General features: G+C 68.6%; 15 protein-coding genes. 10 read left to right on the forward strand and 5 right to left on the reverse strand.

The features are described from left to right. Positions 1-22: 22 nt before the first annotated feature. From E4M01_RS04655 to E4M01_RS04665, 3 genes are read right to left on the reverse strand one after another with little or no spacing between them, the layout of a single operon-like run. Positions 23-1,459 (reverse strand): sensor histidine kinase, encoded by a 1,437-nt coding sequence (locus E4M01_RS04655; protein ID WP_135062004.1) that lies wholly within the window; start codon positions 1,457-1,459, stop codon positions 23-25. Then, positions 1,456-2,136 carry a response regulator transcription factor gene (locus E4M01_RS04660; RefSeq protein ID WP_135062003.1) on the reverse strand — a complete coding sequence of 227 codons (681 nt, stop codon included), beginning with the start codon at positions 2,134-2,136 and terminating at the stop codon, positions 1,456-1,458. The genes E4M01_RS04655 and E4M01_RS04660 overlap by 4 nt, the downstream gene beginning before the upstream one ends. Further along, positions 2,136-2,495 carry a hypothetical protein gene (locus E4M01_RS04665; RefSeq protein ID WP_135062002.1) on the reverse strand — a complete coding sequence of 120 codons (360 nt, stop codon included), beginning with the start codon at positions 2,493-2,495 and terminating at the stop codon, positions 2,136-2,138. The genes E4M01_RS04660 and E4M01_RS04665 overlap by 1 nt, the downstream gene beginning before the upstream one ends. A 233-nt stretch (positions 2,496-2,728) precedes the next feature. Here E4M01_RS04665 and E4M01_RS04670 point away from each other — a divergent pair, with 233 nt between their 5' ends. From E4M01_RS04670 to E4M01_RS04705, 8 genes are all read left to right on the forward strand, one after another. After that, entirely contained in the window at positions 2,729-3,112 is a 384-nt protein-coding gene (locus E4M01_RS04670; protein ID WP_245158173.1) for a hypothetical protein, read from the forward strand. A 51-nt stretch (positions 3,113-3,163) separates the two neighbouring features. Continuing rightward, positions 3,164-4,420: a multidrug effflux MFS transporter gene (locus E4M01_RS04675; RefSeq protein ID WP_135062001.1), complete on the forward strand. Its 1,257-nt coding sequence runs from the start codon at positions 3,164-3,166 to the stop codon at positions 4,418-4,420. 67 nt (positions 4,421-4,487) lie between these two features. Next, a complete protein-coding gene (locus E4M01_RS04680; RefSeq protein WP_135062000.1) occupies positions 4,488-6,449 on the forward strand; it encodes a M1 family metallopeptidase in 1,962 nt (653 codons plus the stop codon). Positions 6,450-6,583: 134 nt separating this feature from the next. Next, positions 6,584-7,759, forward strand: a complete 1,176-nt coding sequence (locus tag E4M01_RS04685; protein ID WP_135062729.1) for an aspartate aminotransferase family protein — start codon at positions 6,584-6,586, stop codon at positions 7,757-7,759. 11 nt (positions 7,760-7,770) lie between these two features. Then, the gene (gene argF / locus E4M01_RS04690) at positions 7,771-8,694 is read left to right on the forward strand and encodes an ornithine carbamoyltransferase (RefSeq protein WP_135061999.1); all 924 of its coding nucleotides are present in this window, start codon (positions 7,771-7,773) and stop codon (positions 8,692-8,694) included. A gap of 138 nt (positions 8,695-8,832) precedes the next feature. Then, positions 8,833-9,390 (forward strand): 50S ribosomal protein L21, encoded by a 558-nt coding sequence (rplU, locus tag E4M01_RS04695; protein ID WP_135061998.1) that lies wholly within the window; start codon positions 8,833-8,835, stop codon positions 9,388-9,390. A gap of 64 nt (positions 9,391-9,454) precedes the next feature. Next, the gene (rpmA, locus tag E4M01_RS04700) at positions 9,455-9,739 is read left to right on the forward strand and encodes a 50S ribosomal protein L27 (protein WP_135061997.1); all 285 of its coding nucleotides are present in this window, start codon (positions 9,455-9,457) and stop codon (positions 9,737-9,739) included. Between the two features lie 168 nt (positions 9,740-9,907). Further along, entirely contained in the window at positions 9,908-10,441 is a 534-nt protein-coding gene (locus tag E4M01_RS04705) for a GNAT family N-acetyltransferase (RefSeq protein WP_135061996.1), read from the forward strand. Positions 10,442-10,459: 18 nt separating this feature from the next. Here E4M01_RS04705 and E4M01_RS04710 read toward each other — a convergent pair whose 3' ends face one another. Continuing rightward, entirely contained in the window at positions 10,460-10,660 is a 201-nt protein-coding gene (locus E4M01_RS04710; protein ID WP_135061995.1) for a hypothetical protein, read from the reverse strand. Positions 10,661-10,743: 83 nt separating this feature from the next. Continuing rightward, complete coding sequence (locus E4M01_RS04715) at positions 10,744-11,250, reverse strand: hypothetical protein (RefSeq protein ID WP_135061994.1); 507 nt, start codon at positions 11,248-11,250, stop codon at positions 10,744-10,746. 146 nt (positions 11,251-11,396) lie between these two features. Here E4M01_RS04715 and E4M01_RS04720 point away from each other — a divergent pair, with 146 nt between their 5' ends. Next, the gene (locus tag E4M01_RS04720) at positions 11,397-12,608 is read left to right on the forward strand and encodes a threonine ammonia-lyase (RefSeq protein ID WP_135061993.1); all 1,212 of its coding nucleotides are present in this window, start codon (positions 11,397-11,399) and stop codon (positions 12,606-12,608) included. After that, positions 12,589-13,128 (forward strand): FKBP-type peptidyl-prolyl cis-trans isomerase, encoded by a 540-nt coding sequence (locus tag E4M01_RS04725; protein ID WP_135061992.1) that lies wholly within the window; start codon positions 12,589-12,591, stop codon positions 13,126-13,128. Before E4M01_RS04720 ends, E4M01_RS04725 begins: the two co-directional genes overlap by 20 nt. Positions 13,129-13,152: the final 24 nt, after the last annotated feature.

Raw genomic sequence — 13,152 nt, forward strand, 5'->3', positions numbered from 1 at the left:
GCGGACAAGCGTTAACGTCGGGTCAGTCGCCGGCGGCGGGCAGCTCCAGAACCACTTTGAGGCCGCCCATGTCGCTGTCGCCCAGGGTCACCCGGCCACCGTAGGCGCGCGTCAGGTCGTCCACGATCGACAGGCCGAGACCCGAACCGGGCGCGTCCTCGTCCAGCCGGGCGCCACGCTTTAGCACCTCTTCGCGCCGGTCGGCGGGCAGGCCCGGACCGTCGTCCTCCACCACCACCACCATCTGACCCAGGCCGCTGGGGCCGGCCGAGACCCGCACGCGGCGGCCGGACCATTTGGCGGCGTTCTCCATCAGATTGCCGAGGATTTCCTGCAGGTCCTGCCGCTCGCCCAGGAAGGCCAGGTTGTCGGGCGCGCGCCAGTCGATCTCGACATTCTTTTCGGCGAAGACCCGCTCCAGCATGACGGCCATCTCGTCCAGCACCTCGGGCACGGGCGTGCTTTCGCCCAGGCCATGGGCGGCGCGGGCGGCGGCGCGGGCGCGGCGCAGGTGGTGATCGACCTGATCCTGCATGACTTTGGTCTGGCGCCGCACCATGTCGGGCAGCATTCCCGGGCTGGTCCCGGCCTCGGCAAGCATGACCGCGATGGGCGTCTTCAGCGCATGAGCCAGGTTGCCGACATGGGTGCGCTGGCGCTCCACCGTCTCCTGATTGTGGTCCAGCAGGCGGTTCACCTGCTGGGCCAAGGGTTCGATTTCGAGCGGATAGGCGCGGGCGATGCGCGCCGCCTTGCCCTTGCGGACGGCGGCGATCTCGTTGCGCAGATCATAGAGCGGACGCAGGCCCACCTTCACCTGAACGAAGACCGCCAGCACCAGACCCAACCCCAGGATCAGCAGGGTGGTCCAGGTCACGGTGGCGAACTGGCGCGTGTCGGCGTCCACCGCCGACCGGTCTATGCCCGCCAGGAAGACCACCGGCGTGTTGCGGCCCGGCAGTTGCTTCATCGAAGCCGCGACGCGCAGCGGCTCGCCCGCGGGTCCGACGGCGTTGTAGCTGATCGTCCGGCCAAAGGCCTGGTTTAGTCGGGGCGGCAGGTCGTCAGGCACCGACAAATCCGAATCCCACAGCGAGGTCGAGCGGGCGACCATGCGCAGCCGTCCCTCCGCGGCCGGCTCAGCCACGGCCCAGTACTTTCCTGAAAAGACGCGCAGGGTCTGGGAATCGCGGATTTCGGCCACGGTCACGCCCTGGGGCGTCGCCGTCGTGGCCACCACCAGTTCATCGATGGTCTGAGACAGCATCGCGCCCAGACGACGCAGCGCCGATTCCTGAAACAGCGAGGTCAGGAAGAAGCCGGTGATGGCCAGAGCCAGAACGATCCATCCCGAAGCCAGCCAGATCAGGCGGCGGGTGAGGGATCGTCCCGGCCGCTTGAACCAGCCGAACGGCGTGCGCGAAGACGCGTCCTGGGCCGGTTCGGCTATGTCGCTCACGCCGCCTCGGATTCCCCGGCCAGCGGCGTCAGGCGATAGCCCAGGCCGCGCACGGTTTCGATGCGGTCCGAGCCGATCTTCTTGCGCAGTCGGCCGACAAAGACTTCGATGGTGTTGGAATCACGGTCGAAATCCTGATCGTAGAGGTGCTCTACCAGTTCGGTGCGGCTGATGACCCGGCCCTGATGCATCATCAGATAATGCAGCAGCCGATATTCCAGGCTGGTCAGACGCAGGGGCTCGCCGTCGACGCTGGCGCGCGCGGCGCGCGGATCCAGCCGCAGGGCGCCGCACGACAGGGTCGCAGAGGCGTGGCCGGCCGAGCGGCGCAGCAGGGCGCGCAGGCGGGCCAGCAGCTCTTCGGTATGGAAGGGCTTGGTCAGATAGTCGTCGGCCCCGGCGTCGAAGCCCGACACCTTGTCGGACCAGGCGCCGCGCGCGGTCAGGATCAGCACCGGCGTGGTCTTGCCTTCGCGCCGCCAGCGCTCCAGCACCGACACGCCGTCGATGCGCGGCAGACCCAGGTCCAGGACAATGACGTCATAGGGCTCGGTGTCGCCAAGAAAATGCGCCTCTTCGCCGTCGGCGGCGTGATCGACGGCGTATCCGGCGTCGGCCAGGGCGCCTTTCAGCTGACGCGACAGATCGACGTCGTCCTCGACCAGCAGAACCCGCATCAGCGCTCTCCCGTCACGCGGCCGGTGCGGCCGTCCACCATGATGTCTCCGACGCGGCCGCCGGGATACTCCCAGCGCACCACATAGCCGTCGCCGCGCGGGCTGACGCCCAGCATCCGGCCCGGCCGGCCCGCCGACACGCCCCGAACGATGGCGCCCAGGTCGGCCCGAGGGGCCTCGCGCGACATCGACTCCCGTCCACGGTCGCGCCCGCGGTCTGGCGGACCGCGATCCTGCGACTGTTCGGAACGGTCACGATCGCGGCCGCGCGACTGGTCCCAGGCGTCATGCGCCAGGGCTTCCGTCAGGGGCAGCATCGCGGCCAGGGCGGCGATCAGGGGAACGCGGAACTTCATCATGGGACGATGTCTAGTCTCCGGGCTCTGAACGCGGGCTGAACGCCGGTCTCAGATTGCAGTCTAGACCATCCCCTCTTCAGGAGAGAACCCGCTCATGCGCGAGGCCTTCAGCCGCTCAGGATCATGAACGCTGTCTGACACGACCTGTTCAGATCGGGTTCGAGTTCGGCCTGCTTTTCTGAGCTCATCGCAGCCCATCCCGGGTTGCGGCCATGTCCAGAAGGATCAGTTCGATGACCAAGGCCAAGATTTCCGCCGCCGTCGCCGCCCCCATGATGGCCCTGGCCGCCGCGACCGTCGCCCTGCCGGCCACGGCCGAGGCCCAGGCCTATCGCCACGGTCCCGCCTACGAGCGCGCCGCCCCCGGCTGGCAGTCCATCACCCAGCGCAAGTACAACCTCGACGCCCGCATCGACCGCGGCGTCCAGACCCGTCAGATCAGCCATCGAGAGGCGTCGCGCCTGAAGAATGAGCTGAACAGTCTCGTCCGACTGGAGCGCAGCTACATGCGCGGCGGTCTGACCCGCTGGGAACGCCAGGATCTGGATCGCCGCTACGACCGTCTGTCGGCCCAGGTCCGCTACGAGCGCAACGACTGGAACAATCGCCGTCGCTGATTTCGCGCCGACGAGGTTGCCGACGGCGGCATGAAAGCGCATCTGGCGCCCATGACCTCCCCCGCCGTCACCGCAGAAGCCCGGTCCCTGAAGGGGCCGGGCTTTCCTGAATTCGTCGCCCTGATCGCCATGATGATGGCGCTGAACGCCCTTGCGATCGACGCCATGTTGCCGGCCTTGCCCGACATCGGCGCGGGCCTGGGCGTCGCGGACGAGAACAGCCGCCAGTGGATCATCACCGCCTATCTGCTGGGATTCGGCGTGATGCAGATCGTCTATGGCCCGCTGGCGGATCGATACGGGCGAAAGCCGGTGCTGATGGCGGGCCTGAGCCTTTATGTGACCTTTAGCGTGATGGCGGCGTTCGCTCCGACCTTCACGACCCTGATCCTCGCGCGCATCGGCACCGGCGTCGGGGCGGCGGCGCTCAGGGTGTTGGCCGTCTCCATCGTGCGTGATCGCTACAGCGGCAGGACCATGGCGAGGGTCATGTCGCTGAGCTTTCTGGTCTTCCTGGGCGTGCCGATCGTGGCGCCGACGCTGGGGCAGGCCATTCTGAACTTCGCCGAGTGGCGCTGGATCTTCGGCGTGCTCGCCTTGGCCGGCGGCGCCTTCATGATCTGGGCCCTGATCCGCCTGCCCGAGACCCTGCACCCGCAGGACCGCCTGCCGATCCGCATTCCGCGCATCGCCGGGGCTTTCCGCGAGGCGCTGACGGAGCGCCGCTCCATCGGCTACACCCTGGCGATGACGGCGATCACGGGCGCGCTGTTCGGCTTCATCAACTCCAGCCAGCAGATCTTCTACGACGTGTTCCAGGCGCCGGGCTTGTTCACCAGCGTCTTCGCCGCCATCGCCGGCGGCATCGCCGTGGCCTCGCTGCTGAACGCCAAACTGGTCGAGCGGCTGGGCTCGCGGCTGATCTCGCACACGGCCCTGGTCGGCTTCATCGTCATGGGCGCGGTCCACTCGGCCGTGACGCTGAGCGGCCATGAGAGCCTGGTCAGCTTCGCGATCATCCAGGGCCTGACCATGTTCTGCTTCGGCTTCATCGCCGGCAATTTCGGCGCCATGGCGATGGAGCGGATGGGCCATATCGCCGGCACCGCCTCGTCGGCCCAGGGCTTCATCTCGACCACCTTCGGCTCGCTGACGGGCTTCTTCATCGGCCAGCAGTTCAACGGCTCGGCCGCGCCGATGGCGGTGGGCTTCCTGTGTTGCGGCCTGGCGGCCCTGGTCGCGGTGCTGTTCGCCGAACAGGGCCGGCTGTTCAAGGCGCGCCATGTGGCGCCGGTCTTGGCGGAGTGACGACGGACGGTTGATCTTTCGGCCGGTTCGGGGCGTTGTCGCAGCGCTTCAAGAGGAACCGACCGTCATGATCCGTCCCCCCGCCCGGCCGCTGACCCTGGCCGCCTCCGCCCTGGCCCTGACGCTGGCGGCCGCCCTGTCGGCCTGTGCGCCCACGACCGGAGCCTCGCCCATGATCCCGCCCGTCGCCGCCCAGCCGATCGAATATGTGCGCGACGTCCACTCCCACGCCCGGCCCGAGATCGCGCGCGTGGTCCATGTCGATCTGGATCTGGATGCGGACTTCCAGGCCAAGACCCTGAGCGGCCGCGCCACCCTGGACGTGACCGCCGAGCCGGGCGCCAATGAGATCGTCCTGGACGTCCGCAACCTGGACATCGGCGAGGTGGTCGACGCCGAGGGCCGGCCGCTGCGCTATGTGGTCGGCAACGACGATCCCATCCTGGGCCGGCCGATGACGGTCTATTTCCCGGCCTTTGCGCCCAATGAGCGGCGGCGCATCACCATTCGCTACGCCACGCGGCCCGACGCCGCGGCCCTGCAATGGCTGACCCCGGCCCAGACCGCCGGCGGCCAGAAGCCCTATCTGTTCAGCCAGGGCCAGGCGATCCTGACCCGCACCTGGGTGCCGACCCAGGACAGCCCCGGCATCCGCCAGACCTATTCCGCCCGCATCACGGCGCCCGACGATCTGAAGGTGGTGATGAGCGCCGACCAGCTGACGCCCCAGGGCGAGGCGGCCGGCCCCGGCAAGCGGGCCTGGCGCTTCCGCATGGACAATCCGATCCCGCCCTATTTGATGGCGATTGGGATTGGCGACCTGGCATTCGCGCCCATCGACCATCGCACCGGCGTCTTCACCGAGCCGGGCGAGTTGGCCGCCTCGGCGCGCGAGCTTCAGCCTACGGCCCGCATGGTCGACGCCGCCGAGGCCCTGTACGGCCCGTATCAGTGGGGCCGCTACGACCTGCTGGTCCTGCCGCCCAGCTTCCCGTTCGGCGGCATGGAAAATCCCAAGCTGACCTTCGCCACGCCGACCATCATGGCCGGCGATCAATCGCTGGTGTCGCTGGTGGCGCACGAGCTGGCCCACTCCTGGTCGGGCAATCTGGTAACCAACGCCGTCTGGGCCGACTTCTGGCTGAACGAGGGCTTCACCACCTATTTCGAGAACCGGATCATGGAGGCCGTCTACGGCCGTGACCGCGCCTTGCAGGAACAGGTTCTGAGCTGGGGCGAGATGCAAGACGCGCTGGCCTCCATGCCCGCCGCCGACACCCGCCTGCACCTGAACCTGGACGGCCGCGATCCCGACGACGGCATGAACGCCATCGCCTATGACAAGGGCGCCGCCTTCCTGCGCACCATCGAGGGCGTGGTCGGGCGCGAGCGGTTCGACGCCTGGCTGCGCGGCTATTTCGAGCGCAATGCCTATCGGCCCATGACCTCGGCCCTGTTCCTGACCGACATCCGCGACAATCTGGTGCGCGGCGATCAGGCGATGGAGACGGCGCTGAAGCTGGACGAATGGGTCTATCAGCCCGGCCTGCCGTCCAATGCGGTCGCGCCCGTGTCGGACGCCTTTGCGCCCGTCGATGCGGCGGCCCTCGCCTTCTTCCGCGACCGCGGCCCGGCCTCGGCCATCCCGTGGTCCGGCTGGAACACCCAGCAGCGCCAGCGCTTCCTGAACTGGCGGCCCGAGGGCCTGCGCGCGGGCGCCGACTGGCTGCGTCCGGCCCAGCTGACCGACCTGGAAAGCACCCTGAACCTGGCCAATGAAGGCAACGCCGAGCTGACCTTCGGCTGGCTGCAGATCGCCCTGGCGCATCGCTATCAGCCCGCCGTGGCGACCGCCGAACGCTTCCTGACGGAGCAGGGGCGGCGCAAGTTCGTCCTGCCGTTGTTCACCACCCTGTGGGCCGAGGGCGACTGGGGCCGGCCCATCGCGCGCCGCATCTACGCCGAGGCGCGGCCGCTGTATCACCCCGTCACCACGGGCTCGGTCGATCAGGTCGTCGGCCGCCCCTGAGCCGCTTGCGCGGGCGGTTGACTTGACCGCCCGCCGGCTCGACAAGAGCGCAGTCCCTTATCCGGCTCCGTCGCCTCGCGCGGCGGGGCCGTCTCGCTTTCAGGAGGTGCGATCCCGTGTCCAGTGAACATCTGATGGGTGTCTACAACCGCGCGCCGCTGGCGGTCGAGCGCGGGCGCGGCGCCCGACTGTGGTCCACGGACGGGGTCGAATATCTGGACTGCGTCGCCGGCATCTCCACCAACGGCCTGGGCCATGCCCATCCGGCCCTGGTCGAGGCGGTCAAGGATCAGGCCGACAAGCTGTGGCACGTGTCCAACATCTTCCGCATTCCCGGTCAGGAAGCCCTGGCCGACGCCCTGTGCGCCTCTAGCTTCGCGGACGTGGTGTTCTTCACCAACTCGGGCACCGAAGCCGTCGAGTGCGCGCTGAAGACGGCGCGTAAATATCACTCCGCCAAGGGCAGCCCCGAGCGCATCGACATCTACGGCTTCGACGGCTCGTTCCACGGCCGGACCTACGGCGCGATCAACGCGGCGGCCAATCCGAACTACACCAACGGTTTCGGCCCGCCGATGGAAGGCTTCCACCAGCTGAAGTGGGGCGATCACGACGCGCTGAAAGCGGCCATCGCCGCGCCGACGACCGCCGCCATCATCATCGAGCCGGTTCAGGGCGAAGGCGGCTGCCGGGTTCTGCCGGACCAGTGCCTGCGCGGTCTGCGCGGGCTGTGCGACCAGTACGGCGTGCTGATCATCTTCGACGAGGTCCAGTGCGGCATGGGCCGCACCGGCAAGCTGTGGGCCCACGAATGGGCCGGCATGGCGCCCGACATCATGGCGGTGGCCAAGGCGCTGGGCGGCGGCTTCCCCATCGGGGCCTGCCTCTCCACGAGCGAGGCGGCCTCGGGCATGACCGTCGGGGCGCACGGTTCGACCTTCGGCGGCAATCCGCTGGCCATGGCGGTCGGCCAGGCGGCGCTGGGCGCGATCAACACCCCGGAGATCCTGGGCAACGTCCAGGAAATCTCGGGCTATCTGAAGCAGCAGCTGCACGGCGTCATGGAACGCTATCCCGACGTGATCGGGGATGTGCGCGGCAAGGGCCTGCTGATCGGCATCAAGCTGAAGCCGAACAACCGCGACTTCATGGGCTGGGCGCGCGACGAACAGCAACTGCTGGTCGCGGGCGGCGGCGACAATGTCGTGCGCATCCTGCCGCCGCTGAACCTGACGCTCGAGGAAGCCCGCGAAGCGGTCGAGAAGCTCGAACGCACCTGCGCCTTCGCGCGCACCCAGATGACTGCCTAGGAGCTTCGGCGATGGTGCGCCACTTCCTCGACATCCACCGGCTGAGCGCCGAAGACCTGCGCGCCATTCTGGACGACGCCCACGCCCGCAAGCAGGCGCGTCAGGGCTGGCCCAAGGGACGCGTCGACGCCGACGCGCCTGCGCGCGATCGCGTCCTGGCCATGGTGTTCGAGAAGAACTCGACCCGCACCCGCTTCAGCTTCGACGCGGCTATCCGCCAGCTGGGCGGCTCGGCCATCATCGCCAACGCCGCCGACATGCAGCTGGGGCGCGGCGAGCCGGTGGAGGACACCGCCAAGGTTCTGTCGCGCATGGTCGATGCGGTCATGATCCGGGCCAACGACCACGAGGATGTCGAGCGTTTCGCCCGCGTCTCGACCGTGCCGGTCATCAACGCCCTGACCGACCGGTCCCACCCGTGCCAGATCCTGGCCGATCTGCTGACCATCGAGGAGCATCGCGGGCCGGTCAAAGGCAAGACCATCGCCTGGGTCGGCGACGGCAACAACGTCTGCCACAGCTTCATGCACGCGGCGCCGAAGCTCGGCTTCACCCTGAACGTGGCCTGCCCGGCGGAATACCACCCCGACCTGCGCGACCTGGCCAAGGGCGGCGACCACGTCCACCTGACCAGCGACCCGCGAGAGGCCGTGCGCGGCGCTGATGTGGTGGTCACCGACACCTGGGTCTCCATGGGCGACCAGGACTACGAAGACCGTTTGGCCGCCTTCGAGGCCTATGGCGTGGACGACGCCCTGATGGACGAGGCGGCCGAGGACGCCGTCTTCCTGCACTGCCTGCCCGCGCATCGCGGCGAGGAGGTCTCCGACGCCGTCATCGACGGCCCGCGCTCGCTGGTGTGGGACGAGGCCGAAAACCGCATCCACGCCCAGAAGGCGGTTCTGGCCTGGTGTTTTGGCCAAGGCGGCGACTGACGGCGGCCCGACGCCAAGGCGGTGTTTTCAGCGCTCTCTGCGTTGACTCAGACGCCCTGATCCGTATATGTCGCCGCTCTTCGCCCGCGGGGGTCCTCCTGCGGGCGCACTCTTTTTGCGTTCAAGCCGAGGCCAACCATGTACGCGGTGATCAAAACCGGCGGCAAGCAGTACCGGGTCCAACCGGGCGACACCATCGTGGTCGAGAAGATCGACGGCGAGGCGGGCGCCGCCGTGACCCTGGGCGAAGTCCTGATGCTGGGCGGCGACAAGGGCGTGACCCTGGGCGGCCCGCTGATCGACGGCGCGTCGGTCGCGGCTACGCTGGTCGAAACCCGCAAGGGCGAGAAGATCAAGATCTTCAAGAAAATCCGTCGTCAGGGCTATCGCCGCACCGGCGGTCACCGCCAGATGGAATCGGTCCTGCGCATCACCGGCATCGAAGGCGCCGGCGAAACCGCCAAGTGGGACGGCGAAGTCTCGCTGATGACCAAGGCGGAAATGAACGCCCGCGCTCGCGGCCTGGCCCCGCGCACGGTCGAAACCGAAGAGGCCAAGCCGGCCCCCAAGGCCAAGAAGGCCGCCGCCCCCAAGGCTGACGCCGCTGAAGCCGCTCCGGCCGAAAAGGTGCCCGCCAAGAAGGCCGCGCCCAAGGCCAAGAAGACCGAAACCACCGCTTCGACCGACGAAGCCTAAGTATCAGACCGCGCTCAAGCAGCGCGAAGCGCGTTAGCGCAACAGGAAGTAACGGAGCAGACCCATGGCTCACAAGAAATCCGGCGGTTCGTCGCGCAACGGTCGCGACTCTGAATCCAAGCGCCTTGGCGTGAAGAAGTATGGCGGCGAGCGCGTGCTGGCCGGCAACATCATCGTGCGTCAGCGCGGCACCAAGTTCCACCCGGGCGCCAACGTCGGCCTGGGCCGCGACCACACCCTCTTCGCGACCGTCGACGGCTCGGTGCAGTTCAGCACCAAACGCGGCGGCCGTTGTTACGTATCGATCCTTGCGGCCAACGACGACGCTCAGGCGATGGCCGCCGAGTAACGCGAAGCTGGGTTTTCTCGGATCGCGTTGCTCCTCCAAGCAGCCGATCCGGACCAGGGAAAATATTCCGCGGGGAGTCTGGATCACCAGGCTCCCCGTTTGCGTTCCCCGCCTCGAAGTCCGCCCGAGCCCTCCAAGGAGGCGGACACCCCAAGGGGCGAGCGAACCATGTGCGTGATCGAAACCTCTCCCGTCGTCGAGACGCGGCGTCTGACCCTGCGTGCGCCCGGCGCCCAGGACATCAGCCGCATCGCCGCCCTAGCCAATGATCCGGGCGTGGCCCGCATGACGATGCGCATGCCTCACCCCTTTGCGGTCGAGGACGCAGAAGCCTTTGTGCTGCAGGTTGCAGCCCAGGACCCGGCGCGCGCCATAGCCTTCCTGATAGAACACGAGGATCTGGGCCCGGTCGGCGTGATCGGCCTGCACGAGAGCGAGGACCTCGCGCCGGAGGCCGGCTACTGGATCGGGCGTGAATACTGGGGCAGGGGCTTCGCCACCGAAGCCTTGGAGGGCGCCCTGGTTTGGGCCAGCCGCCGCTGGAAGCGCCGCGCCATGATGGCGGGCCATTTCGTCGACAATCCCGCCTCGGGCCGGGTGCTGGAGAAGGCGGGCTTTCTGTACACGGGCGAGACGCGGCCGGCCTTCAGCCTGGCGCGCGGCGAACCGGCCCAGGTGCGCCGGATGGTGTGGCTGGCCTAAAGGTCTGGACGGCGGTCGTCAGATGGCGGCCGCCACAGCCGGGTCCATCGCGGCTAAGGTCACGGCCGCGCCCAGCCCGGCCGCCAGCGTCGCCACCACCACGGTGATCATGACCGTTCGCGCCTTGCGGCGACGGAAGTTGCCGGACTTCATGCCCCGCAGATAGACGATGGGACGTCGGCCGAAGACTTCCGAGCCGACGATGTTGTGTTGCGACATGGGACGCTCCCCGAAATGAGGAGGTCACCAACGGGCGGGGTGAGGCCAAAGGATGGCGAACGCGGTCATATTGACCGCGCGCTTTACATCTCGACCGAAGTCATCCGTCCGCCGCGCGTCGTCACGCGGCGCATCAGGGCGATCGGTTCACCGCCTTCGGCGCGCACCGGCGCAATGACGAACCAGGCGCCGTCGGGCAGGCCGGTGAACGAAAACCGGCCGTCCTGACACGGCGCCTCGCGCACATACTGCTGATAGTCCGCATTGGGATCCGGCACGGTGCGCGCCCTCACGACTGAGGCTGGAATGGCCGCCGAGGTCGTTGAGCCGTACAGCCGCTGAAAACGGGCGCGGGTGTAGGGGGTGTCCGGCGTCAGGGCGGCGGTGCGGATGCAGGCGTGACGCTGGCCGCCCGGCGCATAGGTGATGCGCCCCTCGACCGAGGCCTGGCCACCGCGCGCGGACCAGGCGAAGTCCTGGACGTTGAAGGCTCCCGAGGGCGGACCGAACCCCCCGGCCGGCGGCAGGGGCGCGCAGGCGGCGACGGCGGCGGCCAAAAGGACAGCGGCGGCGAGAGGACGAACGGTCATGGCGGGGGCTCCGGTTCTGACAGGCCGGATGATCCTATCACGCCGCGCCCGGGTCGAGGTCAAGGTTGCGGGCTGCGCGGCCGGGCGCCACAACCGGGTCGGACCGGGCGCCAAGACCCGAACCCGCATCAGGAAACCGTCCGCGCATGATCGCCCCCCTCGTAACCTTCGACGACATCCGCGCCGCCCAGGCCCGGATCGCCGGACAGGTCGACCGCACGCCCGTGCGCCACTCGCGCCGACTGTCGGAGCTGACCAGCGCCGACGTCTGGCTGAAGTTCGACAATCTGCATTACACCGGCAGCTTCAAGGAGCGCGGCGCCCTGAACCGGCTGCTGCAGTTGACCGAAGACGAGCGGCGACGCGGTGTGGTGGCGGCCTCGGCGGGCAATCACGCCCAGGCCCTGGCCTATCACGGCGGCCGGCTGGGCGTGCCGGTGACCATCGTCATGCCCGAGGGCACCCCCTTCGCCAAGATCAACGGCACGCGCCAGCACGGCGCCAAGGTGGTGATCCACGGCCTGGACTTCTCGGGATCAACGGAGGAGGCGCGCCGGCTTCAGGTCGAGAACGGCCACGTCTTCGTCTCGGCCTTCGACGACCCCGGCATCGTCGCCGGCCAGGGCGTCTGCGGCATCGAGTTCATGGAGGACGCGCCGGATCTCGACGCCCTGATCATCCCGATCGGCGGCGGCGGTCTGATCGCCGGCTGCGCCATCGCGGCCAAGGCGATGCAGCCCGAGATTGAGGTGCACGGCGTGGAAGCGGCCATGTACCCCTCCTTCACCGCAAAACGTCGCGGCGAGCCGCCGAAGTGCAGCGGCCAGACCATCGCCGAGGGCATCGCCATCAAGGCCGTGGGCGACATCCCCTTCGCCCTGGCCGATCCGCTGATCGACGAGGTCTTCGTCTGCGAGGAGGCCGACTTCGAGCGGGGGGTCTCCTATCTGGCGACCATGGAGCGCACCGTGGTCGAGGGCGCCGGCGCCGGGGGCCTGGCGGTGCTGCTGGCCCATCCCGAGCGGTTCAAGGGCAAGCGCGTGGGGCTGGAGCTGACCGGCGGCAACATCGACGCGCGCATGCTGGCCGTGGTGCTTAACCGCGAGCTGGTGCGCGAGCGGCGGCTGACGGTCTATCGCATCCTGTCGGACGACCGGCCCGGCATCCTGTCGGCCATGGCGGCCGTGATCGGCGGCGTCGGGGGCAACATCATCGACGTGGTCCACAACCGCCTGGCGCTGGACGTGCCGGCCAAGGGCGCGGAGTTCGACATCATGGTCGAAACGCGCGATAGCGCCCACGCCGACGAGATCGGGCAGGCGTTGAAGGACAAGGGTTATGCGCTTCGGATGGGCTAAGGGGATGTGCCTCGCTGGTTTTCTAGTGCTGGCAGCCTGCGGTCGCGGCGACGCTCCGCAAGGCGATCTGACCGCCGAACTGGCCGATAACGCAGCCGAGGCCGAGGCCTTCCTGACCAGGAATGCGACCGAAGAGGGCGTCCAGACCCTGCCCAGCGGCCTGCAGTACAAGGTGCTTCAGTCCGGCCCGGCCGGCGGCGTCCAGCCCGACTCCAACGATCTGGTGAAGGTCGATTACGAAGGCGCGCTGATCGACGGCACGGTGTTCGACAGCTCCTTCGCCAAGGGCCGCCCCTTCGTCACGACGCCTGAGAACGTCGTGCCGGGCTGGACCGAGGCGCTGCAGCTGATGCGGCCGGGCGACGAGTGGATGGTCTATGTGCCGCCGGCCTTGGGCTATGGCGAAATGGGCGGGCCGCCGCGCATTCCGGGAAATGCGGCCCTGGTGTTCCGCATCCAGATGCTCGACGTGGCGCCGATTCCCGGCGGGACGCGCGGCGTCGGACAGGCGGCTGGCTGAGCCGGCGATCGGCTCGCCCGACGG

The organism is Brevundimonas sp. MF30-B (assembly GCF_004683885.1).
Classification (GTDB): Bacteria; Pseudomonadota; Alphaproteobacteria; order Caulobacterales; family Caulobacteraceae; genus Brevundimonas.

What these genes read in the sequence shown, in the direction of transcription:
- E4M01_RS04660 (WP_135062003.1), bottom strand. Translation starts at nt 2,136, where the DNA reads ATGCGGGTTCTGCTGGTCGAGGACGACGTCGATCTGTCGCGTCAGCTG.
- E4M01_RS04665 (WP_135062002.1), bottom strand. Translation starts at nt 2,495, where the DNA reads ATGATGAAGTTCCGCGTTCCCCTGATCGCCGCCCTGGCCGCGATGCTG.
- E4M01_RS04670 (WP_245158173.1), top strand. Translation starts at nt 2,729, where the DNA reads ATGACCAAGGCCAAGATTTCCGCCGCCGTCGCCGCCCCCATGATGGCC.
- E4M01_RS04675 (WP_135062001.1), top strand. Translation starts at nt 3,164, where the DNA reads ATGACCTCCCCCGCCGTCACCGCAGAAGCCCGGTCCCTGAAGGGGCCG.
- E4M01_RS04680 (WP_135062000.1), top strand. Translation starts at nt 4,488, where the DNA reads ATGATCCGTCCCCCCGCCCGGCCGCTGACCCTGGCCGCCTCCGCCCTG.
- E4M01_RS04685 (WP_135062729.1), top strand. Translation starts at nt 6,584, where the DNA reads ATGGGTGTCTACAACCGCGCGCCGCTGGCGGTCGAGCGCGGGCGCGGC.
- argF (WP_135061999.1), top strand. Translation starts at nt 7,771, where the DNA reads ATGGTGCGCCACTTCCTCGACATCCACCGGCTGAGCGCCGAAGACCTG.
- rplU (WP_135061998.1), top strand. Translation starts at nt 8,833, where the DNA reads ATGTACGCGGTGATCAAAACCGGCGGCAAGCAGTACCGGGTCCAACCG.
- rpmA (WP_135061997.1), top strand. Translation starts at nt 9,455, where the DNA reads ATGGCTCACAAGAAATCCGGCGGTTCGTCGCGCAACGGTCGCGACTCT.
- E4M01_RS04705 (WP_135061996.1), top strand. Translation starts at nt 9,908, where the DNA reads ATGTGCGTGATCGAAACCTCTCCCGTCGTCGAGACGCGGCGTCTGACC.
- E4M01_RS04710 (WP_135061995.1), bottom strand. Translation starts at nt 10,660, where the DNA reads ATGTCGCAACACAACATCGTCGGCTCGGAAGTCTTCGGCCGACGTCCC.
- E4M01_RS04715 (WP_135061994.1), bottom strand. Translation starts at nt 11,250, where the DNA reads ATGACCGTTCGTCCTCTCGCCGCCGCTGTCCTTTTGGCCGCCGCCGTC.
- E4M01_RS04720 (WP_135061993.1), top strand. Translation starts at nt 11,397, where the DNA reads ATGATCGCCCCCCTCGTAACCTTCGACGACATCCGCGCCGCCCAGGCC.
- E4M01_RS04725 (WP_135061992.1), top strand. Translation starts at nt 12,589, where the DNA reads ATGCGCTTCGGATGGGCTAAGGGGATGTGCCTCGCTGGTTTTCTAGTG.